Origin of the sequence: uncultured Gimesia sp., assembly GCF_963972345.1 — a bacterium.
GTDB lineage: Bacteria > Planctomycetota > Planctomycetia > Planctomycetales > Planctomycetaceae > Gimesia.
Window position 1 is genome coordinate 1 of record NZ_CAXAVM010000106.1, and the last position, 23,081, is coordinate 23,081.

The 23,081-nt window shown below is 52.7% G+C and carries 21 protein-coding genes and 1 pseudogene; 10 read left to right on the forward strand and 12 right to left on the reverse strand.

Going from position 1 to position 23,081, the window contains the following annotated elements:
* Positions 1 to 399: 399 nt before the first annotated feature.
* Together AACZ40_RS17350 and AACZ40_RS17355 are read left to right on the forward strand one after the other, a co-directional pair.
* Positions 400 to 1,428, forward strand: a pseudogene (locus tag AACZ40_RS17350) (type I restriction endonuclease); the annotation flags it as partial.
* Positions 1,421 to 2,023, forward strand: coding sequence for a hypothetical protein (locus AACZ40_RS17355; RefSeq protein ID WP_291178595.1), 603 nt, complete (start codon positions 1,421 to 1,423; stop codon positions 2,021 to 2,023). The pseudogene AACZ40_RS17350 and the gene AACZ40_RS17355, both read left to right, overlap by 8 nt.
* An 81-nt stretch (positions 2,024 to 2,104) precedes the next feature.
* Here AACZ40_RS17355 and AACZ40_RS17360 read toward each other — a convergent pair whose 3' ends face one another.
* Genes AACZ40_RS17360 through AACZ40_RS17370 form a run of 3 tightly spaced genes read right to left on the reverse strand, consistent with a single transcriptional unit; the run spans position 2,105 to position 3,223 of the window.
* Positions 2,105 to 2,614, reverse strand: a complete 510-nt coding sequence (locus tag AACZ40_RS17360) for a hypothetical protein (protein ID WP_291178598.1) — start codon at positions 2,612 to 2,614, stop codon at positions 2,105 to 2,107.
* The gene (locus AACZ40_RS17365) at positions 2,611 to 2,961 is read right to left on the reverse strand and encodes a hypothetical protein (RefSeq protein ID WP_291178601.1); all 351 of its coding nucleotides are present in this window, start codon (positions 2,959 to 2,961) and stop codon (positions 2,611 to 2,613) included. The genes AACZ40_RS17360 and AACZ40_RS17365 overlap by 4 nt, the downstream gene beginning before the upstream one ends.
* Positions 2,951 to 3,223: a hypothetical protein gene (locus tag AACZ40_RS17370; RefSeq protein WP_291178604.1), complete on the reverse strand. Its 273-nt coding sequence runs from the start codon at positions 3,221 to 3,223 to the stop codon at positions 2,951 to 2,953. Before AACZ40_RS17370 ends, AACZ40_RS17365 begins: the two co-directional genes overlap by 11 nt.
* A 368-nt stretch (positions 3,224 to 3,591) precedes the next feature.
* Between AACZ40_RS17370 and AACZ40_RS17375 the strand changes: the two genes are divergently transcribed.
* Positions 3,592 to 4,101, forward strand: a complete 510-nt coding sequence (locus AACZ40_RS17375) for a hypothetical protein (RefSeq protein WP_291178607.1) — start codon at positions 3,592 to 3,594, stop codon at positions 4,099 to 4,101.
* Positions 4,102 to 4,268: 167 nt separating this feature from the next.
* On the opposite strand, the gene AACZ40_RS17380 is transcribed toward AACZ40_RS17375, so the two are convergent.
* The 6 genes from AACZ40_RS17380 to glyA form a co-directional block, all read right to left on the reverse strand.
* Entirely contained in the window at positions 4,269 to 4,604 is a 336-nt protein-coding gene (locus AACZ40_RS17380) for a hypothetical protein (RefSeq protein ID WP_291178609.1), read from the reverse strand.
* A gap of 319 nt (positions 4,605 to 4,923) precedes the next feature.
* Positions 4,924 to 5,751: a DNA methyltransferase gene (locus tag AACZ40_RS17385; protein WP_291178612.1), complete on the reverse strand. Its 828-nt coding sequence runs from the start codon at positions 5,749 to 5,751 to the stop codon at positions 4,924 to 4,926.
* Positions 5,752 to 5,778: 27 nt separating this feature from the next.
* Complete coding sequence (locus AACZ40_RS17390) at positions 5,779 to 6,006, reverse strand: hypothetical protein (protein WP_291178615.1); 228 nt, start codon at positions 6,004 to 6,006, stop codon at positions 5,779 to 5,781.
* A gap of 101 nt (positions 6,007 to 6,107) precedes the next feature.
* Complete coding sequence (locus tag AACZ40_RS17395) at positions 6,108 to 6,491, reverse strand: hypothetical protein (protein WP_291178617.1); 384 nt, start codon at positions 6,489 to 6,491, stop codon at positions 6,108 to 6,110.
* Between the two features lie 592 nt (positions 6,492 to 7,083).
* Positions 7,084 to 8,460 carry a histidinol dehydrogenase gene (gene hisD, locus AACZ40_RS17400; protein WP_339675202.1) on the reverse strand — a complete coding sequence of 459 codons (1,377 nt, stop codon included), beginning with the start codon at positions 8,458 to 8,460 and terminating at the stop codon, positions 7,084 to 7,086.
* 18 nt (positions 8,461 to 8,478) lie between these two features.
* Complete coding sequence (glyA, locus tag AACZ40_RS17405; RefSeq protein WP_339675207.1) at positions 8,479 to 9,720, reverse strand: serine hydroxymethyltransferase; 1,242 nt, start codon at positions 9,718 to 9,720, stop codon at positions 8,479 to 8,481.
* A gap of 239 nt (positions 9,721 to 9,959) precedes the next feature.
* Here glyA and AACZ40_RS17410 point away from each other — a divergent pair, with 239 nt between their 5' ends.
* From AACZ40_RS17410 to AACZ40_RS17430, 5 genes are all read left to right on the forward strand, one after another.
* Positions 9,960 to 11,225, forward strand: coding sequence for a tetratricopeptide repeat protein (locus AACZ40_RS17410; RefSeq protein WP_291178622.1), 1,266 nt, complete (start codon positions 9,960 to 9,962; stop codon positions 11,223 to 11,225).
* 215 nt (positions 11,226 to 11,440) lie between these two features.
* Positions 11,441 to 12,619: a galactonate dehydratase gene (gene dgoD / locus AACZ40_RS17415; protein ID WP_291178624.1), complete on the forward strand. Its 1,179-nt coding sequence runs from the start codon at positions 11,441 to 11,443 to the stop codon at positions 12,617 to 12,619.
* Positions 12,620 to 12,680: 61 nt separating this feature from the next.
* On the forward strand, positions 12,681 to 14,075 hold the full coding sequence (locus AACZ40_RS17420) for an alkaline ceramidase (RefSeq protein ID WP_291178626.1): 1,395 nt from the start codon (positions 12,681 to 12,683) through the stop codon (positions 14,073 to 14,075).
* A 43-nt stretch (positions 14,076 to 14,118) separates the two neighbouring features.
* A complete protein-coding gene (locus AACZ40_RS17425) occupies positions 14,119 to 15,024 on the forward strand; it encodes a dihydrodipicolinate synthase family protein (RefSeq protein ID WP_291178629.1) in 906 nt (301 codons plus the stop codon).
* 24 nt (positions 15,025 to 15,048) lie between these two features.
* Positions 15,049 to 16,413, forward strand: coding sequence for an MFS transporter (locus AACZ40_RS17430; protein ID WP_291178632.1), 1,365 nt, complete (start codon positions 15,049 to 15,051; stop codon positions 16,411 to 16,413).
* A gap of 52 nt (positions 16,414 to 16,465) precedes the next feature.
* On the opposite strand, the gene AACZ40_RS17435 is transcribed toward AACZ40_RS17430, so the two are convergent.
* The gene (locus tag AACZ40_RS17435) at positions 16,466 to 16,633 is read right to left on the reverse strand and encodes a hypothetical protein (RefSeq protein ID WP_291178635.1); all 168 of its coding nucleotides are present in this window, start codon (positions 16,631 to 16,633) and stop codon (positions 16,466 to 16,468) included.
* 42 nt (positions 16,634 to 16,675) lie between these two features.
* Positions 16,676 to 17,440 (reverse strand): PIG-L family deacetylase, encoded by a 765-nt coding sequence (locus tag AACZ40_RS17440; RefSeq protein ID WP_291178639.1) that lies wholly within the window; start codon positions 17,438 to 17,440, stop codon positions 16,676 to 16,678.
* A 315-nt stretch (positions 17,441 to 17,755) separates the two neighbouring features.
* On the opposite strand from AACZ40_RS17440, the gene nagB reads away from it, so the two are divergent.
* Both nagB and AACZ40_RS17450 read left to right on the forward strand, forming a co-directional pair.
* Positions 17,756 to 19,654 carry a glucosamine-6-phosphate deaminase gene (nagB, locus tag AACZ40_RS17445; protein ID WP_291178642.1) on the forward strand — a complete coding sequence of 633 codons (1,899 nt, stop codon included), beginning with the start codon at positions 17,756 to 17,758 and terminating at the stop codon, positions 19,652 to 19,654.
* 338 nt (positions 19,655 to 19,992) lie between these two features.
* On the forward strand, positions 19,993 to 21,360 hold the full coding sequence (locus AACZ40_RS17450; RefSeq protein WP_291178645.1) for a TlpA disulfide reductase family protein: 1,368 nt from the start codon (positions 19,993 to 19,995) through the stop codon (positions 21,358 to 21,360).
* Between the two features lie 176 nt (positions 21,361 to 21,536).
* On the opposite strand, the gene AACZ40_RS17455 is transcribed toward AACZ40_RS17450, so the two are convergent.
* The coding region (locus tag AACZ40_RS17455; RefSeq protein ID WP_339675205.1) for a hypothetical protein at positions 21,537 to 23,081 on the reverse strand (1,545 nt) is incomplete at its 5' end.

Genomic DNA, 23,081 nt, shown 5'->3' on the forward strand with positions numbered 1-23,081 from the left:
TTCCCTGCTACCTCCTGTTGTCTGCGACAACCTCGAATTCCATTCGAGGTCACCCTGCGGGAATGTAGCAGGATGCCATGATCAGCTGGTTCGGGTGTGGACAAACTGGTGTTATTTTGTTGACGTGGGCTGTCGTAGTGTCATAATGTCTATTTGTGCGGGCTTTATCTGATTCAAACTTTCACATCGTGAAACATTGCTTCTTTTCAGAACGCATGGCAGCCTGTCTTTTCGCTTTCTCCCTCTGTCAGCGGCGAGACAGACCTCAAACGCAGGCTGGTATGTTTTGACAACTCTGATTTGAAAGCAGGTGGAATGATGGATCTGATTGACCGGATGAAAGACATTGCCTCACGGATTCCCAAACAGCGGGAGTACACGTAGACCGAAGAGGCCACCAAGAACGCGTTTGTCATGCCCTTCATCAGTGCGCTGGGCTACGACGTGTTTAACCCCCTGGAAGTCATCCCCGAGTTCACGTCGGACGTCGGCATCAAGAAGGGGGAAAAGGTCGATTACGCGATCACCAAAGATGAGAAGATCATCATCCTGGTCGAATGCAAATGGTCGGGAGCCGACCTGGACAAGGTGCACGCATCGCAGCTCTATCGTTATTTCTCGGTCACGTCGGCCCGGTTTGCGATTCTGACCAATGGCATTGAGTATCAGTTTTATTCGGACATCGATGAGCCGAACAAAATGGATTCGAAGCCCTTCTTCGTGTTCAACATGCTGCACATCGAAGATCACGAGATCAACGAACTCAAGAAGTTCACCAAGTCGGCGTTTTCGCTGGAAGATATTCTGACGACCGCCAGCACACTCAAGTATGCAGGCTCGATCAAGAAGATCCTGGAAGAAGAACTCAAGGCCCCGTCGGAAGACTTCGTGCGGTTCTTTGCCTCGCGCGTGTATGACGGCCGCCTGACGCAGGTGGTGGTGGAGCAGTTCACGAAGATTGTGAAAGACGCCCGCAGCCAGTTCATCAACGAGCGGATCAACGAACGTCTGAAGACTGCCCTCTCCGCCGACCAGTCGGAAAGCGCGTTTGTCGAAGCAGCAGACGCCAGCGAGAACGGCGAAGACACCTCCCCCCGCGACGGCATCGAAACCACGCCGGAAGAACTGGACGGTTTCAACGTAGTGAAAGCGATCCTGCGGGAAGTGGTGGATGTCTCACGAATCATCATGCGCGACACGAAAAGCTATTGCGGCGTCCTGCTGGACGACAACAACCGCAAACCAATCTGCCGCCTGCGGTTCAATCATTCACAGAAATACCTGGGCCTGCTGACAAACAAAACCGAAGAAAAAATCGCGATTGATAACGTGGATGATATCTTTAAGCACTCAGAGCGATTGAAGGCTGTGATCGGGGAGTATGAGGGTGGGAAGGTTGATTGTATAGAAAATAGTATCAATGAGTAATCATACTCTAATAAGGATCGAGAAAGTGTGCTTTAATTTTCAGAAACTTATAGACTCATTACCACTTTTTGTTGAGTCACTTGCTTGGCCGCTTGTTACGTTGACAATTGTGTGGATACTCAAAAATGATATTCATGATGTGATAACTCGAATTGCAGAAGCAAAATTTCCTTGGGGAAGTATTGCTTTCGGTGATTCGAAGGCAGATATGTTGCCAGTAGAAACTACGGGAATTAAAGACTCAGATTCAACTGATTTCAGTTCTGTCCATGTTGATAAATTTGCGAATCTTTACTGGCTGGCAAATGATATCATGTGGACATCAGGTGCTTTATTACGAAATGGGCCTCGCGATGCTTTGATGCGTGGATTCAGGCAAATACTACATCACCTGAATATTATTGGTTTGGCAGATTCGGAGCATGGCAAGTTAATTGCAGAACTCAATCATGCAGTTCTATCTGAAGATTCCCTTACAGCTGAATTTCGGTCAGAAGTTGCATCTAAGCTTCAAAATGCAAGTTATAGAATTGGGCATTTGCTTGCTGGTCAACAAGAGGGATTTGATAATGGACTAGGCACTAAGAATAAATAACCTTTCACTGCTCTATCAAGACGTTGTTATTTCTGGATCGCTGGCGGGTGTTTGAAATTCATCCATGACTTATAGTTTAAATCAGGTGTCGGCGTATTCCGGGAATCGATTCACGGCAATTTGAATGAGACGCATCAAGTCGCGGCCTTGGCCTTTCGTTAAAGATTTCCAAACGGAAAAATCATGATTTACAGGAGCTGAATCGGGGGTAGCGTGAGGCCATGGATACTCTGTATTGGGTCCATTGTTGGCAAGAGCTGGAGAAATTCGTTCCAGGTCATAGGCGATTGGTAATACCGATCTCAACCAACTTTGGAATTGATTATAATTTGTAAAAGTAAAAAGAGTTGCAATTCGCTCTCGATCTGTCTGACGGATTTGGCCTAAGAATCTGAGAAAATGAACAAATCCAGCATGACTTCTTGGAGGAGGAGAACCAGACCTCCAGAAATATGCCTTTGCGATTTTTTCAGTCACCATCTGAAGGTAATGGAGGGTGTGGCATTGAGCGATACCAGCACTCTTTAAGAGCAGAAATGCCTCATGATCAGATTTTGCCTGGTGCCACCAATGTTCCTGATAACGATTCATTGGGGAAGAGTTTCAAACTGGTCATTGGGGAATGCGATCAAATCGTCAAGAGACCAGCCGTTTGGCAATGACAAATTATCAGATTGAATCTGTTGCCATTGTGCAGGTGTCACATCAAGAACAAAGAGTCTGTGAGCATTTTCAGTTCCCGTGTCGATACCAAAATCAATTGGTTCCAACGAATCCTCAGTACGATCTCCTGACAACGTATTGATTTCAACAAAGCGAATTTCGCGTGCATCTGCATTCGTAGGCAGATAGAAGATCTTTTCGATTCCAGGGTCAGTTTTAAGATGTTCTTGAGCATACCAGCTTGCCCAGGAGTCTCTGTTAAAATTATCTGGCATGATTCTTGGTTCCGGTTATTACTGATTCATAGTCATTGTAAATATCCATTGCGGGATCGTTCCAGTCGCTGGATTCACAGGAACGGACGAGCTGCCTGCGGAGGTCTTCTTCGGTTACTTCATCCGAACGACCCTTGCTGACGTCTCCAGAAATTTTCGCATAGATGTCTTTTCTTACCAGGACACATTCCGTCCCTTCGACATCCACGGGGATTTCTTCGCCACGAGAAATCGCCTCTGCTTGCTCTTTTGTCAGTTTCATGGGACCCTCCAAAGGAATTGTTACAGACCAACAGTAATGTGGCAATCTAATTTATCAGAGACGGTCTGGAACAATGTATATTATAGAATAATGCTCTATCTGGATCAGGTCAATCATCAATTTTGTAACGGGACAGTAGAGAATATTCTGGAATGGCTAAGGTTCATCTTGCACGAAAAAGGGGGCAGGAGTCGATGGGATGACTCCTGTCCCCTTTAGCCTTTATCCAATAACAGAAGAACTAAAAGTGGCGAAAAACACTTTGATTTAGACAGGGAAGTACGCAGTGGGTATAATTAAAGGTAATCCCTACCTGGAGCGGTTCCAGGCGAGTCCAGGTGGGAAATATTGGATAAAGGACTGGTACAATGGATAAGCCCAATCTTGGTGAGCCCGACGCGCATGTGATGATGCGGCATGCAAAAACAATACTGCGTTTTCTGCTGATTTTAGCACTGATTACTACGAGCGTACTCTTACTATTCTTACCTCAGGCGGCCTATCTGGCTGCATCCGCAGTGCTTGTGCTGTTTATTGGTTTCGTCATTGTGAGTTACCTGGAACGGCAATCACAAGCGAAAGTGCTTCGCAGCAGAAATCAGTCGAACATTTCACAAAAAGAAGTGGAAATGGATGTCCAATACGCGGGCATTTATACCGCCATCGCCTTGACGCTGTTCTTAGCTTTGGGGGTATTAATCCTGGCAGCAACCCTGGTCGAAGACTGGTCGATGGTGGGTATGGTCGCAGCAGTTTTCTTTCTCATGTCGGTCTTTCTCCTGTTCCCTTTCATTCCGCTGTTTATCAGAGAAGCAAAGTACGAAGAACGAGATAAGCTCCAACACGAAGCTGAGCTTCATGAAGAACCAAAAAAATGAAGCTGCTATCAAATGGATTGATGAATAGAAAAAAGGGGCCAGGTGTCAATTAATCAACTCCTGACCCCTTTGATCTCCCTCGGCTTAACAGATATTGAATCGCGCCTGCCACCGGACTTTTCGGTACTCCTGCTACCCATTTTCTGTTAAGCATATGACGTATTTGGCTAACCTGCAGATAAACAATAACCTTGTTTCGGTGGGTATTTGTTCAAAAGATCCAGGAGCCGCTGACATCTTTCAATCGAAAAATCGTGATCATTCGATCCTTCTATTACATTAAGTCGCTTGAAATTATCCAGAATTATTCTGACTTCCTGTTTGAATTGTTCGACATTGGTTTCATCAATTTCTAGATACCCTGTGAAGGCTAATTTCAATAATTCTAAGTGATTCGAGTCTATTACGGGATGCCAATATTCACGAGCTTCATTACTACCGCATACGGGAATTGCAGTATCAATATCCTCCCCTTCTTTAGAACAATAAAATGAGTGCCCCATGTTTTTTCCTTCTACAATAAATATAAATTATCCTATCAAACTATATGATAATTCCCAATCCGTTATATCCAACCTGCTGTTTTCTTTACATCCCTTTTTCACCAAAACTATTATATTGTTGTAACAATAATGGCTTGTTAGAAATGAATTTTTTTATCTAGACGGGGCCACTGAAAATGTCTAAATTTAATTGCGTTATCACAGCATTTCTCGCTTCATTTTGATGAATAGGAAAAAGGGGTCAGGAGTCAAAAAAAAGAATCCTGACCCCTTTGATGTAGCTCTCACAACGGATATATCGAGAAGTATTGTCTACATTTTACTGTTTCTGAAACTTCAGTAACTCACCCTGCTGGGCTGCCTCGATTCTGCGGGCAGCAATTTCGCAGTACTGCTCTGATGCCTCGAAGCCTATGGCATAGCGTCCCTCCAGAACAGAGGCGACCAGTGTTGTGCCTGATCCGCAGAACGGGTCGAATGCCAGACCACCGACGGGTACACACTGGATCAGACTCTGCATCAGTTGTGTAGGCTTTCCAGTCATGTGGTGTTTATCAACCTGCTTCACACCGATTGAATAAGAGCCTGCAAACGGTCCCCGATCGGTCAATCGAGGTACAATTCCTTTAGTACCCCAGGGGATGTATTCGCACTGGTGCCGAAAGTATCCTTTGTGTGGTGCCCTGGCCCCGCCTCCCTTGTCCCAACTGATCAGCCCTTTATAGCAGAAACCGCCTGCCTGGATTGCATCGGTCGTGGTGGCCAGCTGCCGCCAGTCTGTGAAAACCAGACAGTATGCCGAGTCTTTACAGGCGTTGAATGCCTGGCTGATCCAAAGTGTGCACCAATATTTGAATGATCTTTGATCTCGGAAGTCACCGCCAAAGGAAGGACGGCCGAGGGTGTTACCACTATGGCAATACTTTTTAGAGGGATCGGCTCCTACAGCACTGCCTGCTGCACCTGAGCAATACGGAGGATCTGTGATCAAGGCATCAATTACATTAGCTGGTAGATTGCTGCTTAGTTCAAGTGTATCACCTTGATAAATGGCAATCCCTTTTGATTCAAAAAACGGTTTACCCAGTTTTTTCCTGGCTGCTTCATATTGTCGGTTCTTTCTGCGGGTCATTTTTTTTCGAGCCATCAGTTTCTGTTCTCCATTCAGTTAACTTTATGTAGTGGCCTCGATACCAGATCGTTTGTTGGGTGCCACTGTCGGCTTGTCCGACAGTGAATGTGTTGGGGTGTAGACTGTGCTTTCTCTTTTCATAACTGGTTGCCACTCTTCCTGTGAGATGTGATGTTGAGGCTCTTCTTTCTGTTCTTTTTTATCTGGATTGGGGTGTTTTCTGAGCACTGTTGGGCAAGCCAACAGTGGCACACGGGCATTCAAATTCATCGGATTCACTGCTCTATCTTCATCTCCCCTTGCCTGTGCCGATTCGTATCATCTGCTTCTGTATCTCTGCTGGTCTGCTCTGTGTGGGCTGGTGGGGTTGGTTAGCTGTAGAGGCCCAGGAGTTTGTCCAGGCGTTCGCGGGCCTGGAGTTGCTCGCGGATGCTCGTTTTGGGGTTGGCGATGATGCTCTTGTAGAAGTTCACTGTATCGGCGAAGTTTCGTTCGGCCTCTTCTTCATCCAGAAATAGCAGCAGTTCGAGGTCGGCGGCGGCGCGCTGGTTGCTTTCGCGGGCTTTGATTTTCCGACGGGCCGTCTGGATGTAACGATTGAGGGAACACGGCTTGAGGCCGGTTTCGGCGGCGAGTTCGGTTTTGATATTGCTGATCCGTGTGTTCAGATCCAGCAGAATCATGATCAGTTCGATCAGTTGAGTCTGTTCTTCAACGCTGAGACGCTGGCGGGTTTTGAGAAGGGAGTCGGTCATGAATTTCATTCCTCTCTGTGTGTTGAACGGGATACGGGTTGGATTACCTGAGACTGTGCTGGTTGGTCCAGCCGACGGGATGCGGCCGGATTGTGTGCTTGTGGGCTGTGTGCTGCTGGGTTGGGCATCGCTGGTCGATTCTCTTGTTGCCGGTGTTCCTGTTGAGGCTTCTGGCTCGGGTTCTGGCCCGGGTTCTGTTTTGCCGGGAAACGTGTCCGGTCTCCCCGGGTGTGTCAAGGATCTTCGCGAAGGGCGCGCGGGGGTCAAGGGGCATCTGAAAAAAACGAGTGGTCGATACGGGTTGAAGCCGGGGCGATCCGGGGCGACAGCCGGGCGGTCCCGGGGCGAAGCGTTGCGACGTGCGTTGACCCGCAGGCATACAGCGCGAACTACTGCCGTTTGTGCCGGTAAATTCCGGCGATTTTCACTGTGGATTCCAGTGAAAACCGGGAACCGGTGTCGCGTGTTTCAGTGCACTGTAAACTGGACACGCGCGCGACCCAAAACAGCGCTTATCGCCGTTGGCGCGCCGCGGTCAAGTGCAGTTTATGCAGCGGGAGTGCGGAAATGTGTAGCAGCTGGTGCGGGACGTTCAGTCCTGGAGGCGAATCGTGACGCTGGCGGCGTGGGCGGTGAGGCCTTCCTTTTCGGCGAGCAGCGTGATGCCGGGCGCGTCGTTTTTGAGTCCCTGCTGGTTGTAGTAGATGACCGAGGAACGTTTGAGGAAGTCAATCGCACACAGGCCGTTGGCGAAGCGGGCGGTGCCTCCGGTGGGGAGGACGTGCGACGGGCCGGCGTAGTAGTCGCCTGTCGCGACCGGTGTGTAATGTCCCATGAAGATCGCGCCGGCGTTCTGGATTTTGGCGAGTTGCTGATCGGGGTTGGCGGTCGAGATGTGCAGGTGCTCGGGAGCCAGCAGATCGGTATAGCGGGCAGCTTCGTCTTCGTCGCGGGCGAGAATCAACGCGCCATAGTCGAGCAGACTCTGGCGGGCGAGATCGCCGCGCGGGAGCTCGTTGAGCTGACTGATGAGTGCTTCGCGGACGGCTTCGATCAGCGGGGCATGCCAGGTGATGAGGACGCCGGAACCGGGGCTGTGTTCGGCCTGCGAGATCAGATCGCTGGCGATGAACGCGGGGTTCGCGGTTTCGTCGGCGAGCACGATGACTTCACTGGGGCCGGCGATGCTGTCGATGTCGACTTCGCCGAAGACGTGACGTTTGGCAAGCGCGACGAACAGGTTACCGGGGCCGACAATTTTGTCGACGCGTTCAATGCCTTCGACGCCATACGCGAGGGCCGCAACGGCCTGGGCACCGCCGACACGGTAGATTTCGGTGATGCCGAGCTCCTGGCAGGCGGCGAGGATGTCGGTGTTGTAACCGCCGAAGTCGGTGGGCGGGACGACGACGACGATCTCTTTGACACCGGCGGTCTGTGCGGGGATCGCGGTCATCAGCAGTGTGGACGGATACGCGGCCGCGCCTCCGGGAATGCAGACGCCGACCCGTTTCAAAGGGAGATACCGCTGGCGAAGTTCGACGCGGGACTCCCCTGCTTCGCGGAGGACTTTGACGTCGTCGGGCAGCAGAGCCGACTGAAACTCGATGATGTTCTCGCGGATGCGACGCAGCGTGGCGAGGTACTCGGGATCGGCTTTGGCGTGAGCTTCTTTGAGTTCCTCAGCCGAGACGCGCATGGTCTCGGGGGTGAGCTGCTTGCGGTCGAGCTTTTCCGAGTAATCGAGGAGCGCGGCGAGACCTTTGTCACGGACATCGTTGCAGATGCGTTCGACGACTTCCTGCGGCGAGAGGGGTGCGCCGAAGAGTTCGATCGTACGTTGTCTGCCGGCTTCGGAGACGACATTGCCGCGCGGGCTGAGCTTTTCGCGGAGTTCGCTGAAGAGCGCGGTGGCGTCGTCGCGGGTGCAGTCGATGGTGGTGATGTCGAGTTCGCTGTGCTGTGTCATGAGTCGGGTATCAGTCTGTTACGCGATGCCGGGCACGGGATAGCTCTGTGCGAATTCCGCGATTTCCCCTTTGACGGTTTCGATGTTGGCTTCGTCTTCGGGAGCACCGAGGACTTTGAGGATCCAGGCACCGACCTTTTTCATTTCGTCTTCTTTCATGCCCCGGGTGGTGAGGGCGGCGGTACCGATGCGGATGCCGCTGGGATCGAGCGGTTTGCGCTGATCGTAGGGGATCATGTTTTTGTTGACGGTGATGCCGGCCTTGTCGAGTGCTTCTTCAGCGATTTTGCCGGAGAGATCAATCGCGGTGACATCGCAGAGCATGAGGTGGTTGTCGGTTCCGCCGGATGCGAGTTTGATGCCGCCGGCCATCAGGGTATCGGCGAGTGTTCTCGCATTGGCGACGATCTGTCGGGCGTAGGCTTTGAAGTCTTCGGTGGCAGCTTCCTGGAAGCAGATGGCTTTGCCGGCGATGACGTGTTCGAGTGGGCCGCCCTGGATGCCGGGGAATACTTCGCGGTTGAGATCTTTGGCGTATTTCTTTTTCATGAGGACGAAGCCGGACCGGGGACCACGCAGTGTTTTGTGAGTGGTGGAAGTGACGAAGTCGGCGACTTCGACGGGGTTGTTGTGCACGCCGCCCGCGACGAGGCCGGAATAGTGGGCCATATCGACCATGAGGACCGCACCGACTTCGGCTGCGATTTCGGCGAATTTGGGGTGATCGATTTCACGGGGGTAAGCGGAGGCCCCGGCGATGATCATTTTGGGTTTGTGTTCGCGGGCGAGTTTCGCGACCTGGTCGTAGTCGATCTGGTGGTTGTCTTCACGGACGCCGTAGGGCACGGGATTGTAGAGGGTTCCCGAGAAGTTCAATTTCATGCCGTGAGTGAGGTGACCGCCGTGCGCGAGGTCCATGGCGAGGAAGGTGTCGCCTGGCTTTAACACGGTGAAGTAGACGGACATGTTGGCCTGTGAGCCGGAGTGAGGCTGGACGTTGGCGTATTCGGCTCCGAAGAGGCTGCAGGCGCGATCGCGGGCGAGGTTCTCGACGACGTCGACGTATTCGCATCCGCCGTAATAGCGACGTCCGGGCAGGCCTTCGGCGTATTTGTTCGTGAGGATCGAGCCGGCCGCTTCCATAATGGCGGCGCTGGTGTAATTTTCAGAGGCAATCAGCTCCAGGCCATTCTTCTGGCGCTGTGCTTCAGACTGAATACATTTCCAGATTTCCGGATCACACGACTCGAGCACGGACATTCCAATCAACTCCCATGGATATATGGTCAAATTCGGGGGTACAAACGGTACCTTCAGCAGGAAAAAACATATTTTGCTCCCTTATAATGAAGGATTGCCCTGAAAGCTACCCAACGGATTCCCGTATCATTATCCTCGGAGAAAGTTTACTGCTGTGGGGGTATGATATTTTTGCGACTGGCATTTGATAACCCCCTTTTTACTCGATATTTCTGATTTAATGTATTATTACTTGATCTATGTCTGAGACTGACGAAGAACAACCTGATCAACTGCTTCAAGGCTCCCCTGCTCTGCAGGGAGAACGCGTGGTGTTTACGGGCACGCTCGCTTCGATGACACATCAGAAGGCGGGCGAGTTCGTCGAGCAGCATGGGGGGCAGACCGCTCAGCATGTGAGCCGCCAGACGACGCTGCTGGTGGTGGGCGAAGAGGGTTGGCCGCTGGAGTCGGACGGATCGCCTTCGGTGAATCTGACGCATGCCCAGGAGCTGATTGCCGAGGGCGTTTCGATTCAGATCATCAAGGAATCGGACTGGCTGGCGCTGATTGAACTCCGCGAGCCGGGCGTGAATGTGGATCAGCTCTATACGCCGGCGATGCTGACGCAGATGCTGGATGTGCCCGTGGGGACGATTCGCCGCTGGGAACGCCAGGGACTGATCAAGCCGGCACGCAAGATTTACCGTCTGCCCTACTTTTCCTTTCAGGAAGTGGCGAGCGTCAGGCGGCTGTCACAGCTGCTGGAATCGGGAGTGAATCCGCGGGAGCTGGAAAGCAGTCTGCAGCACCTGGGGAAATTCTTCAACGAGATCGACGCGCCGCTGTCGCAGCTGACATTGCTGGCGCAGGATGCACAGCTGCTGCTGAAAGATGAGCGGGGGTTGATTGATCCGCGACAGGGACAGCGGGTGTTCGACTTTGGAACTGCAGAGACCGAAGTGCCTGAGCTGGCGGACGAGGAATCGTTCGAGGGGACGATTGAATTCACAGAGCATCTGCAGCCGACGGAACCGGTTGACCGGAGTGCGGACGAATGGTTCGATGAAGGCTGCCAGCTGCTGGATGCCGGCGAAGCGAAGCCGGCGATCGAAGCATTTCGACTGGCGCTGCTGGGGCAACCCGATATGCCCGAAGCCCATCTGCATCTGGCGGAAGCGTTGTATCTCAACGGAAATACCGAAGGGGCGCTGGAACGCTATTACGCGGCGGTGGAATGGGATCACGATTACATCGAAGCCTGGACGCAGCTGGGTTGCCTGCATAACGAGCTGGGCGATCCGGAGGCGGCGCTGCACGCGTTTGAGATCGCCTTGCAGGTTCACCCCGATTATCCGGATGCGCATCTGCATAAAGCGGAAGTGCTGCATCAGCTGAATCGGGTGGAGGAAGCGGTTCCCCACTGGAAGATCTACCTGGACTTCGACGAACTGGGCCCGTGGGCGGAACTCGCGAGACAGCGACTGCAGGAATACGACGACGGGGAAGATCTGCAGTTCCCCTGACGGTTGAATTGTTGGATTTGGTTGCAGTGAACTGCTTTCACTGATTCGTGGGCGGGAAATGTCTGTACGTCTGATATTCGGCTTTTGCCCGCTGCGCCCCTCCTTATAATTGTTACTCAGTTCTTTGGCATAATTGCTTGCTTCCAAAATGCTTTCGGGTTATGTTGTTATTTTGACGCCAAAATAAAACCCTGGAAGACTGGAACCAATTCCCGATGAAAATTGAACGCATCGAAACTCTGGTGTGTTATGCCCGGATGCGAAACTGGGTGTTTGTCAAAGTAATCACTGATCAGCCCGGCCTGTATGGCTGGGGAGAAGCGACGCTGGAGTGGCATACGCGTGGCGTTGCGGGGACGATTGAAGATCTGTCCCAGCTGTTGATTGGCGAAGATCCGCGGCGGGTGGAATATCTGTGGCAGATGATGTGGCGTCAGCATTTCTGGCACGGGAGCGGTGTGACGCGCTCGACGGCGATTGCGGGAATTGACCTGGCGCTATGGGACATTCTGGGGAAGGTTCACGGCGTGCCCTGTCATCAGTTATGGGGCGGACCGGTTCGCGATTACATTCGGCTGTACTGTCACCTGGGTGGCGGGAACATGGAGTCGTTCTACCAGACTTCGACCGACAATGCGGCTCAGTTTGCAGAGCTGGCACAGGCAGCGGTCGCCGACGGGTTTTCAGCGTTCAAATCGATGGCGGTTCCGCCGACGATGCCGATCGAGGGATTGAAACCGATCAAGGCAGCCGAGGATTGTGTGGCGGCGATGCGGGACGCGGTCGGCGATGAAGTGGATATCATGGTGGACTGTCATGCCCGCCCTTCACCGGCGATGGGGCTGCAGTTTGCGAAGGCGCTCGATCCTTACGGTCTGTATTTTTTCGAAGAGCCCTGCTGGCCGGAATCGATGGACAGCCTGGCGACGATCAATGCGGCGGTGACAACGCCAATTGCGACGGGCGAACGGTTGACTCACCTCGCGGCGTTTCGCGATCTGTTTGAAAAACGGGGTTGTGAAATCTGTCAGCTGGACCTGACCCACTGCGGTGGTTTCACGGAAGCACGCCGGATCGCTGCGCTGGCGGACGCGTACCGGATTTCGCTGGCACCGCATAATCCACAGGGGCCTGTGAGTACGGCGGCTTCACTGGAATTTGGATTCTCGCAACCAAGCTATATCATTTGTGAATCGGTGCATGACGATGTACCGTGGAGACAGGATGTGGTGGAAGAAGGTTTTGTGATCGATGCCAAAACGCGGACGGTCAAGCCGAACCAGAAGCCGGGACTGGGGATTTCGATTAACGAAGCCGAAGTGAAGAAGCATCCGTTTCAGCAGGAAACCGTGCAGCGCGTCTTCTACCAGGATGGCGCAGTCGGAGACTGGTAAGGCGCGGCTCACGCCTGGCGCTCTCAATTCTTCAATTTTCATTCAATGAACGGAACGACTCATGAGTGAATCGACTCTACAGGCGAAAACACAGTCTGCCTTTCGGGGACGGATTGGCGTGGCGACCGTTGATATCACGCCACCGACGGGAATTTATGCCCGCAACTGGGGGGCGGCGAAACATGATGTGGCGGATTGGATTCACCGCCGCCTGACTCTGAATGCGCTGGTTCTGAGTGAGACCAATTCGAAACAGCCGCTGGTATTTCTGGATGCAGATCTCGGCTGGTGGCGTTCGCTGCCGACATTTCACCGGTTTCAATCCAGACTGCTGGAAGAGTTAGGACTGGATGAAGCGTCGCTGATTTTCGGAGTCAGTCATACACATGCTTCGCCTCCATTGACTGATCCCGACCCGGATCTGCCGGCGAGTGCTTCACTGGCGGAGTACCTGGAGACGGTGTACCTGGCTGCTGTTAAGGTGACACGGGCGGCGATGAAGAATGCGACGGAAGCGGTACTGGAGTGGAAGACCGGATGTTGCGGACTGGCCTCAATGCGGGATCTGCCGGACCCGGAGGGAGAGCGGATCGTCTGTGGCTGGAATCCGGATAAACCGGCCGACGATACGCTGGTTGTAGGTCGGATCACAGATCTGGAGGGAGCGCTGCAGGCAGTGATTGTGAATTATGCTTGTCATCCAACGACGCTGGCCTGGGAGAATACGGCGATCTCGCCCGACTATCCCGGCGCGATGCGGGATACGATCAGGGAAACATTGGATGTCCCTGCGCTGTTCATGCAGGGCGCATCGGGTGAGCTTTCACCCCGCTATCAATATGTGGGTGATGTGGCAGTCGCGGATCGACATGGTCGCCAGCTGGCGTATGCTGTGCTGGCGACGCTGGAAGATATGGAGCCGCCGGGAACTTGTCTGAAATATTCGGGAGTGATGGAATCCGGGGCGCCGCTCGCTGTCTGGAAGCATGCGGTGGACAAGCCGGGCGTGAAACTGAAACGCATGCAGACCCGGGTGGAAATTCCTCTCAAAGACTGGCCGACTGCGGATGAACTGGAAGCGCAGCGGCAGGCGTGTACGGACCGGGCTCTGGAAGAACGGTTGCGGCGACGACGAAATATCCGGCGGGGAATCGGAGACGGCAAGACGCTGGAATTGCCGATCTGGGTGTGGCAGATGGGAGAGGCGATTCTGATCGGCAGCCCGACGGAAGCGTATTCCATTCTGCAGCGGGAACTGCGACGTCGTTATCCTGATCGGACGATTGCCTGTCTGAATCTGATTAATGGAACGACCGGATACCTGGCACCGGCGGAGTTGTATGATCTGGATCTGTACCAGGTGTGGCAGACGCCGTTTGAGCGGGGCGGACTGGAGCAGGTCATCGAAGCGATGGCAGATGCGATTGGTAAGATCATCGAAACGGAAACGGTTTGAGTTCGCGAAGAATTCCGAATAAAGAGACAGAAAGAACAAGGATATGGCGGCATTGATTCAGGGGGTCTTACCGGTTCTGCATACGCCTCTCTGTGAGGACGAGACGATTGACGCGGACGCTTTCGCGCGGGAAATCGACTGGTGTTTTGAACTGGGAGCCGATGGTGTGTGCGGCGCGATGGTTTCAGAAGTGCTGCGTCTGACTTATGAGGAACGACTGAATCTCACAAAGTTGATGGTGGAACTGACGGCAGGTCGAGGAACGGTGATTGCGAGTGTGGGTGCAGAGAGTACGCGGCAGGCGGTTGCCTTCGCATGTCAGGCCGAGGAAGCTGGTTGTGCCGCGGTGATGGCGATTCCCCCGGTGACGACAGCCCTGCCCGATGCGGCGCTGTGGGATTATTTTACTACGCTGGCCGAACAATGCAGTCTGCCGCTGGTGGTGCAGGACGCTTCGTCTTATGTCGGTCGTGCGATTTCGATTGAGTTTTACAAACGACTGCTGGACGAATATGGTCCGGAAAAAATTCTGTTCAAACCGGAAGCTTCGCCGATCGGACCGAATCTGTCTGCGCTGCGGGATGCGACGGGGGGACGGGCCCGGATCTTTGATGGTTCGGGGGGGATTCTGCTGGTAGACGCATATCGGCGTGGAATCAGTGGTACGATGCCGGGCGTGGATCTGCTGGATGGGATTATGGCATTGTGGCAGGCGCTGCAGGCAGGCGATGACGAAGCCGTCTATCGGATTTATTTTCCGATCTGTGCAATTGTGGCGCTGCAGCTCCAGGCGGGGCTGGATGGTTTTCTGGCGATCGAAAAGTATCTGCTGGTGAAGCGGGGGATTTTCAGTTCGGATCGTCGGTGTGAACCCAGCGCGTGGAGCCTGGATGAGGAGACCCGGACAGAGGTGGACCGGTTGTTTGAGTTGCTGATGAAATCATTGTAAAGATCGTTGCGGGGAGTGATGAGAGTGAATGAATCAGAAAACGCGTCCGCGCGAGAAGATGCGACTCCAACGCATGCCCGCTTCATGGTGCTGACGCTGTTGTGCCTGGTGGCAGCGGTCGCTTATGTCAGTCGCAATGCGATTTCGGTGCCTGCGAAGCTGATTCAGGAAGAACTCGATATGAGCCTGACCCAGATGGGCTGGGTGATGAGTGCCTTTTTCTGGAGCTATGCCCTGTCGCAGATTCCGAGTGGCTGGGTCGGACATGTCTGGGGAACGCGGCGTGCCCTGACCGCGTTTGCCATCCTGTGGTCGATTGCGACGGCGCTGACTGGCATGGCGACGGGGTTCTGGATGCTGATCGGTGTGCGTCTGATTTTTGGTATTTCGCAAGCCGGGATATTCCCGTGCTGTGCGAGTACAATTTCCAAATGGCTGCCCAAATCTCGACGCGGTTTTGCCAGTGGTCTGCTGGGAAGTTTCATGTCGATCGGGAGTGCCTTTGGGGCTTTCAGCATCGGCCTGCTGCTGCAGGGAATTCATTATGAAGGTCTCCAGATTCCGGGTCTGTCCTGGCGGACGATCATGTATCTCTGCGCGGTGCCAGGTTTCGTGTGGGCGTTCTGGTTTTATTACTGGTTCCGGGACCGGCCTGAAAAGCATCGAGGTGTGAATTCAGCAGAGCTGGAGATCATTCGTGGTGGTGAAGTCAAAGCAAAACCGGAAGCGGCGACAGATCAGGAACAGGATGAGCATGGCGAGTCGACCCCCTGGGGAGAAATTCTGACCAGTTTTTCAATGTGGATGATTTGTGCTCAGCAGTTCTTTCGGGCCGCTGGTACGATTTTCTACATGACCTGGTTTCCCGTTTATCTGCAGAAAGCGCGGGGCATTACCATCGCCTCTTCGGGCATCTGGACCAGTTTCCCATTGCTGTCTTTTGTGGTGGGAAATTTCCTTGGCGGGATTGCCGTTGACTGGGTCCTGCAGCGAACCGGAAGTCGCCGCTGGAGCCGACAGGGAGTGGCGATTGTCGCGATGCTGGGCTGTGGATTGTGTACCCTGTGTGCTTATTTCGTGAGTGAGATGAATCTGGCAATGACGTTGATTACAGTCAGCATGTTTTTTGCCGGCCTGGGAGGCGCCTGTGGATACACGGTGACGATTGATAAGGGAGGCCAGCATGTGGCGCCGATTTTCGGGATGATGAATATGGCAGGCAACCTGGGAGCAGCTTTACTTCCCGTGATTGTGGGAGCCATGTTCCAGGCTCAATTTTATAAACCGGTGCTGATTCTGATGACTGGCATTTATCTCGCTGCAGCGGCCTGCTGGATGCTGTTGAATCCCAACGGGACGGTGTTTGAAGAAAAGCGTTCGGGGAAGTGAGAGTAAAAAACTCTGACCAGCCGAAACCGGTCAGAGCGGAATGACGGGTGGTCTAATTCAGGCTCCAGAAGATGATATAGGTGCCGACGACAACAGTATAGCAGAAGGTGCAGACCATCATCAGCGTGAGAATTTTTCCCGCATGTGCATCATCGGTTGTCATCGATTCAATTTCTGTCTCTGTGTAGGGCAGGTCCTGATCGGGCTGTGGCTCATTCATAGATGTCGTCTTTATATATATAATCTGAGTGAAGTGATGCGTTTATTTTTCAAGCAGCTGGAGTAACAGGTTACTGGAAGGATATGGGTGTCCGCAATGTTGGACGAAGGCTTCGCCGTAGGCGGCACCAATTTTTTTGCCGCGGGCTGCAGACCAGCGTTCGGTTCCGTCGAGATATTCATCCAGGCCATGCTGTTTGCGAAGCCAGGCCCGCTGGCTTTCATGGCAGGCCAGCATCTTGATTTTGAGATCGAACGTTTCTGAGATATCGATGATAAACTGCGGTTCGATGGGGTTCCCGAAGTAGTCGCAGCCTTCGATCGGGTCGACATAGTACAGATGGGGTATCTTTTCCGTGGGAGGGGCTGGCTGAAACTGATGGGTAGTGTAGTTGGGAGCAGAAGCACCAAAGCAGGCATCGCGGACCAGGCGGCTGGTCATTTCGTGGTCACTCATGTAGTCGACCGGAGGCGCGGTGATGACGATATCCGGACGGGCTTTACGGACGGCTTCGGTGACCCGCTGGCGGGAATCCTGATCGATGACGATGGACAGATCGCGGAACTCGAGGCACATGTAATCGGCTCCCAGCATGTCGGCTGCTTTCCGGGCCTCGGCGCGACGGACATTCGCGATTTCCACCGGTCCCATCTCTGCACTGCCGCAATCGCCGGCGGTCATCGTGGCGATGGTGATGTGGCATCCCTGATTTTTCAGGAGGGCTAAAGTGCCCGCGCACTGGATTTCGATATCGTCAGGATGGGCGTGAATCGCGAGAATTCGTGGAGATTCTGCCTGATTTGCCATGGAAAATTCTCTCTCTGTACATTGTAGGTCAAATAAGTGGTAGTGAGCTTATCTTGAAACTATACTGTGTCCAGTTTTACAGTAGCGTCTCCAGAGGCAGTCGGATCGAGTATAATAGTACGAAAGACGCTATGGTAAAATGTGTTGTGCTCCAGTTATAATAAACATTCATAAAAAAAACACGCACACCGGAGTTACTGTTCGCGTGGTTACTTTCAATTCGCAGTTCAGTCCGGTGAAATCGTTATAAATAGAGATGTGATTCTGCTGGAGAATGGCTCCCCTCTTTCTTGCTTTACAGGTAAAATTCGTCTGATGGCTATCGATATTTCCCGCTCCGTTCATGTTACTCCCAAATCCAAATTTGTGCGACATACGAAAGTGCCTACCGTCATTTTCGAAACGTCATCTGAACTGGCCCGATATGTAGCCGGCGTGGTGGCAGATCTGATTCGCAAAAAAAACAATGCCGGCAACCCGGCTATTCTGGGGCTGCCCACCGGTTCGACTCCGCTGGGCGTGTACCGTGAACTGATTCGCCTGCACAACGAGGAACAGCTGGACTTCTCCAATGTGATCACATTCAATCTGGATGAATACTGGCCGATGGCTCCGGATTCGATTCACAGCTATCACAAATTCATGCAGGAGAACTTTTTTGATCATGTGAATGTGAAACCGGAGAACATTCACATTCCCCGTGGCGATATTCCGGCGGAAGAGGTGGATCAGTTCTGTGAAGAGTATGAACGGGCCATTGAGCAGTATGGCGGCCTGGATCTGCAACTGTTGGGGATTGGACGCTCGGGACATATCGGTTTCAATGAGCCGGGAAGTGCACGCAACAGTCTGACCAGGCTCGTAAACCTGGATCCTGTGACACGTCGCGATGCCGCGAGTGGCTTTTTCGGCGAAGATAATGTGCCTCATCATGCGATCACGATGGGGGTGGGAAGTATTCTGTCCGCCAAGAAAATTATCATTATGGCCCTGGGCGAACACAAAGCGGCCGTGGTCAAAAAAGCGGCTGAACTGGAAGTGACAGATGAGGTTTCCGCCAGTTTTCTGCAGACCCATACAAATTCCGTATTCGTGGTTGACAGCGCCGCGGCTGCTGAGTTGACGGCGGTGAAGACTCCCTGGATCGTCGGGAATATTGAATGGACGCCTCTTCTGGAGAAAAAAGCGGTCATCTGGCTTTCCAGAGAAGTAGGTAAACCACTGTTAAAGCTGGAATCGGATGATTTTCTGCACAATCACCTGCACCAACTGCTGCATCAGTACGGTTCTGTCGGACAGATTCGGGAGAGCGTATTTGATTCGCTGCTGGAAGGGATCTGTACCAAACCAGCGGGTGTGGATCCTCAACGTGTGATCGTTTTCAGCCCGCACCCCGATGACGATGTGATTTCGATGGGTGGCACATTGATTACCCTGGCCGACCAGGGACACGAAGTTTATATCGCTTACATGACCAGCGGAAATATTGCCGTGTTCGATCATGACGCGTTGCGGCATATCGATTTTGTCTGTGAATTTCATCAGCTGTTTCATGCGGATGATCGGGCGGTGCTGGAAAATCTGCAGAACCTGAAAGCAAGTATTGAGAACAAAAAAGCGGGTGATCTGGATACGGAAGCGATGCTGGGAATCAAAGGGTTGATTCGCAAAACAGAAGCGACTGCCGGTGCGGATGTCGCGGGAGTGCCCGAAGAACGCCTGCGGTTTCTGGATTTACCATTCTATCGCACGGGTCAGGTTTCCAAAAAGCCGATCGGTGAAGAAGATATCGCGATCGTGGCAGACCTGCTGCGGGAAGTAAATCCGCATCAGATCTATGTCGCCGGGGATCTATCCGATCCCCATGGAACGCACCGGGTTTGTGCAGAAGCTGTGATTAATGCCGTCAATGTGGTTTCCGAGGAAGGTGTGTCTCCGGAATTCTGGATGTATCGCGGGGCCTGGGAAGAGTATGAACCGCATGAGATTGAGCGGGCAGTTCCGTTGAGCCCGGAAGTGGTTCTCCGAAAACGGGAAGCCATTTTCAAGCATGAATCGCAGAAGGACAGTGCGTTCTATCCGGGGGGTGATAAACGGGAATTCTGGGTTCGCGCAGAAGATCGAACCCGAAATACAGCCCGAGTTTACAATGAACTGGGGTTGCCCGAATATTTTGCAATCGAAGCGTTCAAGCATTATCACGGCGAGCTTTGATCGGTTTTTGCGATCCCTCTTTTGGGAGTCTCTCCCCTGCTCTGATCAGGGAGAGCGGAAAACTGTCTGAAATCGGCCCCCGAATTGTAATTTTTGCCAGCTTCGTCTTGCCTTGAAAGTGGATTTTCGCGTAAAACTCGCGGCATAAAGTGTTAAACACAGGAATTTTGCTGAGGGAGTGGCAGAATTCGCTTCAGGGCGTCTTCCGCAGAACTGTAACGGTCACCATTCAGATTGACGCGGGCCAAACGTTACAGTACCCCAATTCGGGATCAGACTTTCGCGACCTCGGTACTTCAAATAGTGACAGACTCTCAAAGGAAGGAGAGCAATAAACGATGAGGCATCGACTTCAAATCTATTCGATCGCAGCAGGTTTGCTGTTAATCACCCAGTTCGGTTGTGGCAGCGGAGATACGGCAACGCCCCAGGCGGCAGGAAATCATACAGACGGTAAGCTGGATGGCGCCCCTGCGGATACGAAACTGGAATCCGTGCCGAAGGCTTCAATCACACAGGTCTCCCAGACAGGATCGGGGCCTGCCTTGACGCCGAATATGGTGCAGACCGCCAGCCTGGAACGCGATCAGCGTGACCTGGACGATCTTGATGGCGATGAAGCTTCGCTGGCGGATGAAGAAGTAAAAATTCAGGAACTCAAAGAAGGTTCTGCCGAGTGGAATGTGCGGGAGATTACCCGTCTGAAAGTTCAGGGATTCCCCAAAACCGAGAATGTCGATGAACTGAGAGCCGCCCGTACAGAGCGGAATAAGAAAATCATTCAACTGGCGATGGAAGCGGTCAAGCAAACTCACGCGGATCAGGAAAAGCAGCGCCTGTTCGCCGTCTGTATCAATCATCTGCTGGATGCTCATCTGCAACTGGCATTGCAGGGCGATCAGGAAAGTATCGATGCATTATACGATCATTCTGAGTCCCTGTTTAAACGGGATCCCAAATCACAGTCTGCTGCAGACGCCGGATTCGCAGTGGCTAAATTCGCGAATACGAGTGCTCAGCGATTTGCCAAACAGGAGCCCCGCTGGATTGAAGAATTCGTCAAGCAGTCACGTTTGTTTGCATCACGGTTTCCTCAGGAATCGGTGCGTGCTCCTCAGCTTCTGCAGGCGGCTGCCGAAACCAGTCAGCTTTATGGCTTGAATAAACAGGCGCTGGACTGCTGTCTTGATCTGGAATCACGCTTTCCCAAAAGTAATGAAACCGCTCAGGTACTCGGACTGTCCCGTCGTCTGAAGTTGAAAGGCAATCCTCTGCAACTGGCTGGCGAAACCATCGAAGGAGGATTTGTTTCGATCGATGATTATAAAGGGAGTGTGGTGCTGGTTGTCTTCTGGGCTACCACAGCGCGGCCTTTTATTGAACAACTGCCCGAGATTCAGGCGTTGTCTCAGAAATACCGAAAATACGGATTTGAAATTGTCGGGGTGAATCTGGATCTGGAAGAACCTGCCATCGATGCCTTTCAGGAAAAGACTCCTCTGGACTGGCGGCAGATCTTTTATTCCTCTCGAGACAAGCGAGGCTGGAATAATCCGGCAGCAGTATTTTATGGTGTGCGGACTGTGCCGATGCTGATGCTGGTGGATCATACAGGCGTGACGGAACTGGTGACTTCGGAAGCGAAAGATCTGGAAGAGCCACTGCGGTCGCTGCTGCGAAAGAAGACAGCAGCAAATGCGAATTAGACGGTGTCCCGTTTTAAAGCAGAGTCTTCACAAGCATTTGGACCTGGTATCTGAGTTCGAGAGACGCGATGGTTGAATGCGATATGTTCTAATCACAAAGAAACAGACTGAATGAAAAAAGCTCCGAAGGTTAATTGAATCTTCGGAGTTTTTTCGTAGTGTCAGTCAAAATTGATTTATGGAAGTGGCGTGGTGGGCTTGAATTCCTGCAGTCGTTCGCCAACCACTTTGTTGTCGGGCATCAGGGTTCCCATTACAGATGCCAGGGCCGTATTTAGTTTGGGATCTGTGGCGGTCTGGTAGGCTTCCCGGATTGAAGCAACATTTTTGGAATCAACGAGCAGACCGAATTTCTGGATGTGAAATGCCAGTTGCAGGGCGGCGATTTCTTTGACATCGCTGTCCATGGTTTTGTTTGTGACGATGGTGACCAGATCTGCCTGGGCTGTGCGTGTGGGGATTCCGCCAAGAGTGATCAGGGCATTCGCGGCCAGATTCCGGTCGGCGACCAACGGCAGCAATGGCTTTTCAGCGGGTGTCAGGTCATAGATCCTGCTGCGCTGGCTGGAAGCGATGTGCGACAGCCAGTACAGGGCGGCAGACCGGTATTCGGAACGGAGTTCACCGGTTAATTCAGGGGTTTTCAGGCTGTTGAGAAAAGGCCTGATCTGTGTGCCGATATCTTCTGTATTTTCTGATTCTACTACATATTGGACCAGCGGATAATGACGCGTTGCGTATTCGATTTTGTTTTTCAGACGCAGCGGGCCATAGATGATGATGGGGATATTTGCGGTTCGGGAATCAGCCCTGAGATTTGCAATGGTCTGTGAAAGGCCCCAGCGCATGATATTATATTCGAGTGCAATGAATTCGACATCCATGCGTGCGGTGGCTGCTTTGAAGCCTGCCATACCTGTTTGAGTGGACTGGGTTTCGTATCCGAGTTCGTGAAACAGCCCTGCCATTGTCTGACCTCGAGGAATGCTGCTGTCGACAAGAACTGCAGCCTGTTTTCCTTCTCCCCCTAAAGCACGGGTCAGGATGGCAATCACCCGGGTTGCTCCGGGAAACGTATGCGCGGGGTCGAGTTGCATGATCGTCGTCGCTGCGGCGAACTGCACGCGGCGGTCGGGATAATTCAAAGCAGCAATCAGTGAGGAATGCTGGTCCAGTTTCTCATACAGCAGATTGCGGGAACCAATCTGTCCCAGCGCTTTCAATGCCGCCAGTGCACTGGGAGTGTGTCCCTGTTTCATTGCCAATGACAGTACCTGACTGACTGCTTTAGGACCAGAGAGTAATGCCAGGTTGAAAGCAGTTCCTGGCCCTTCGGGAAGCGGTGTATTCCAGCCGACCCGGTAAGCTTCCAGCGCGAGTGTCATCGCGAGATAAAGCGTCTGTACGTCCTGTTTTTCCGGGGACATTTCCAGAGCTTCTTTGGCCAGTCGCTGACCTTCGATCAGCCCGACTTCCTGGGCTGGTAGTTCTTTCTGAACGACAGTCTGTTGAGCGCTGTCCCAGACCCAGATTTTCTGATTGTTTGAGGCATCCGTGTGATTCTTGTAAAACTGCAGGGCAGCGTTTTTTAATACCTGTTGTGCTTCGTGGCGGTTGAGCTCAAATACATTTCGTGGATTTTTGCCCAGGATTTTTGAGAGGGCCTGGCGGGCGGCAATTTGAACGCTCTGTTCCTGGCTTTGTGAAAAAGCCGGATTCCA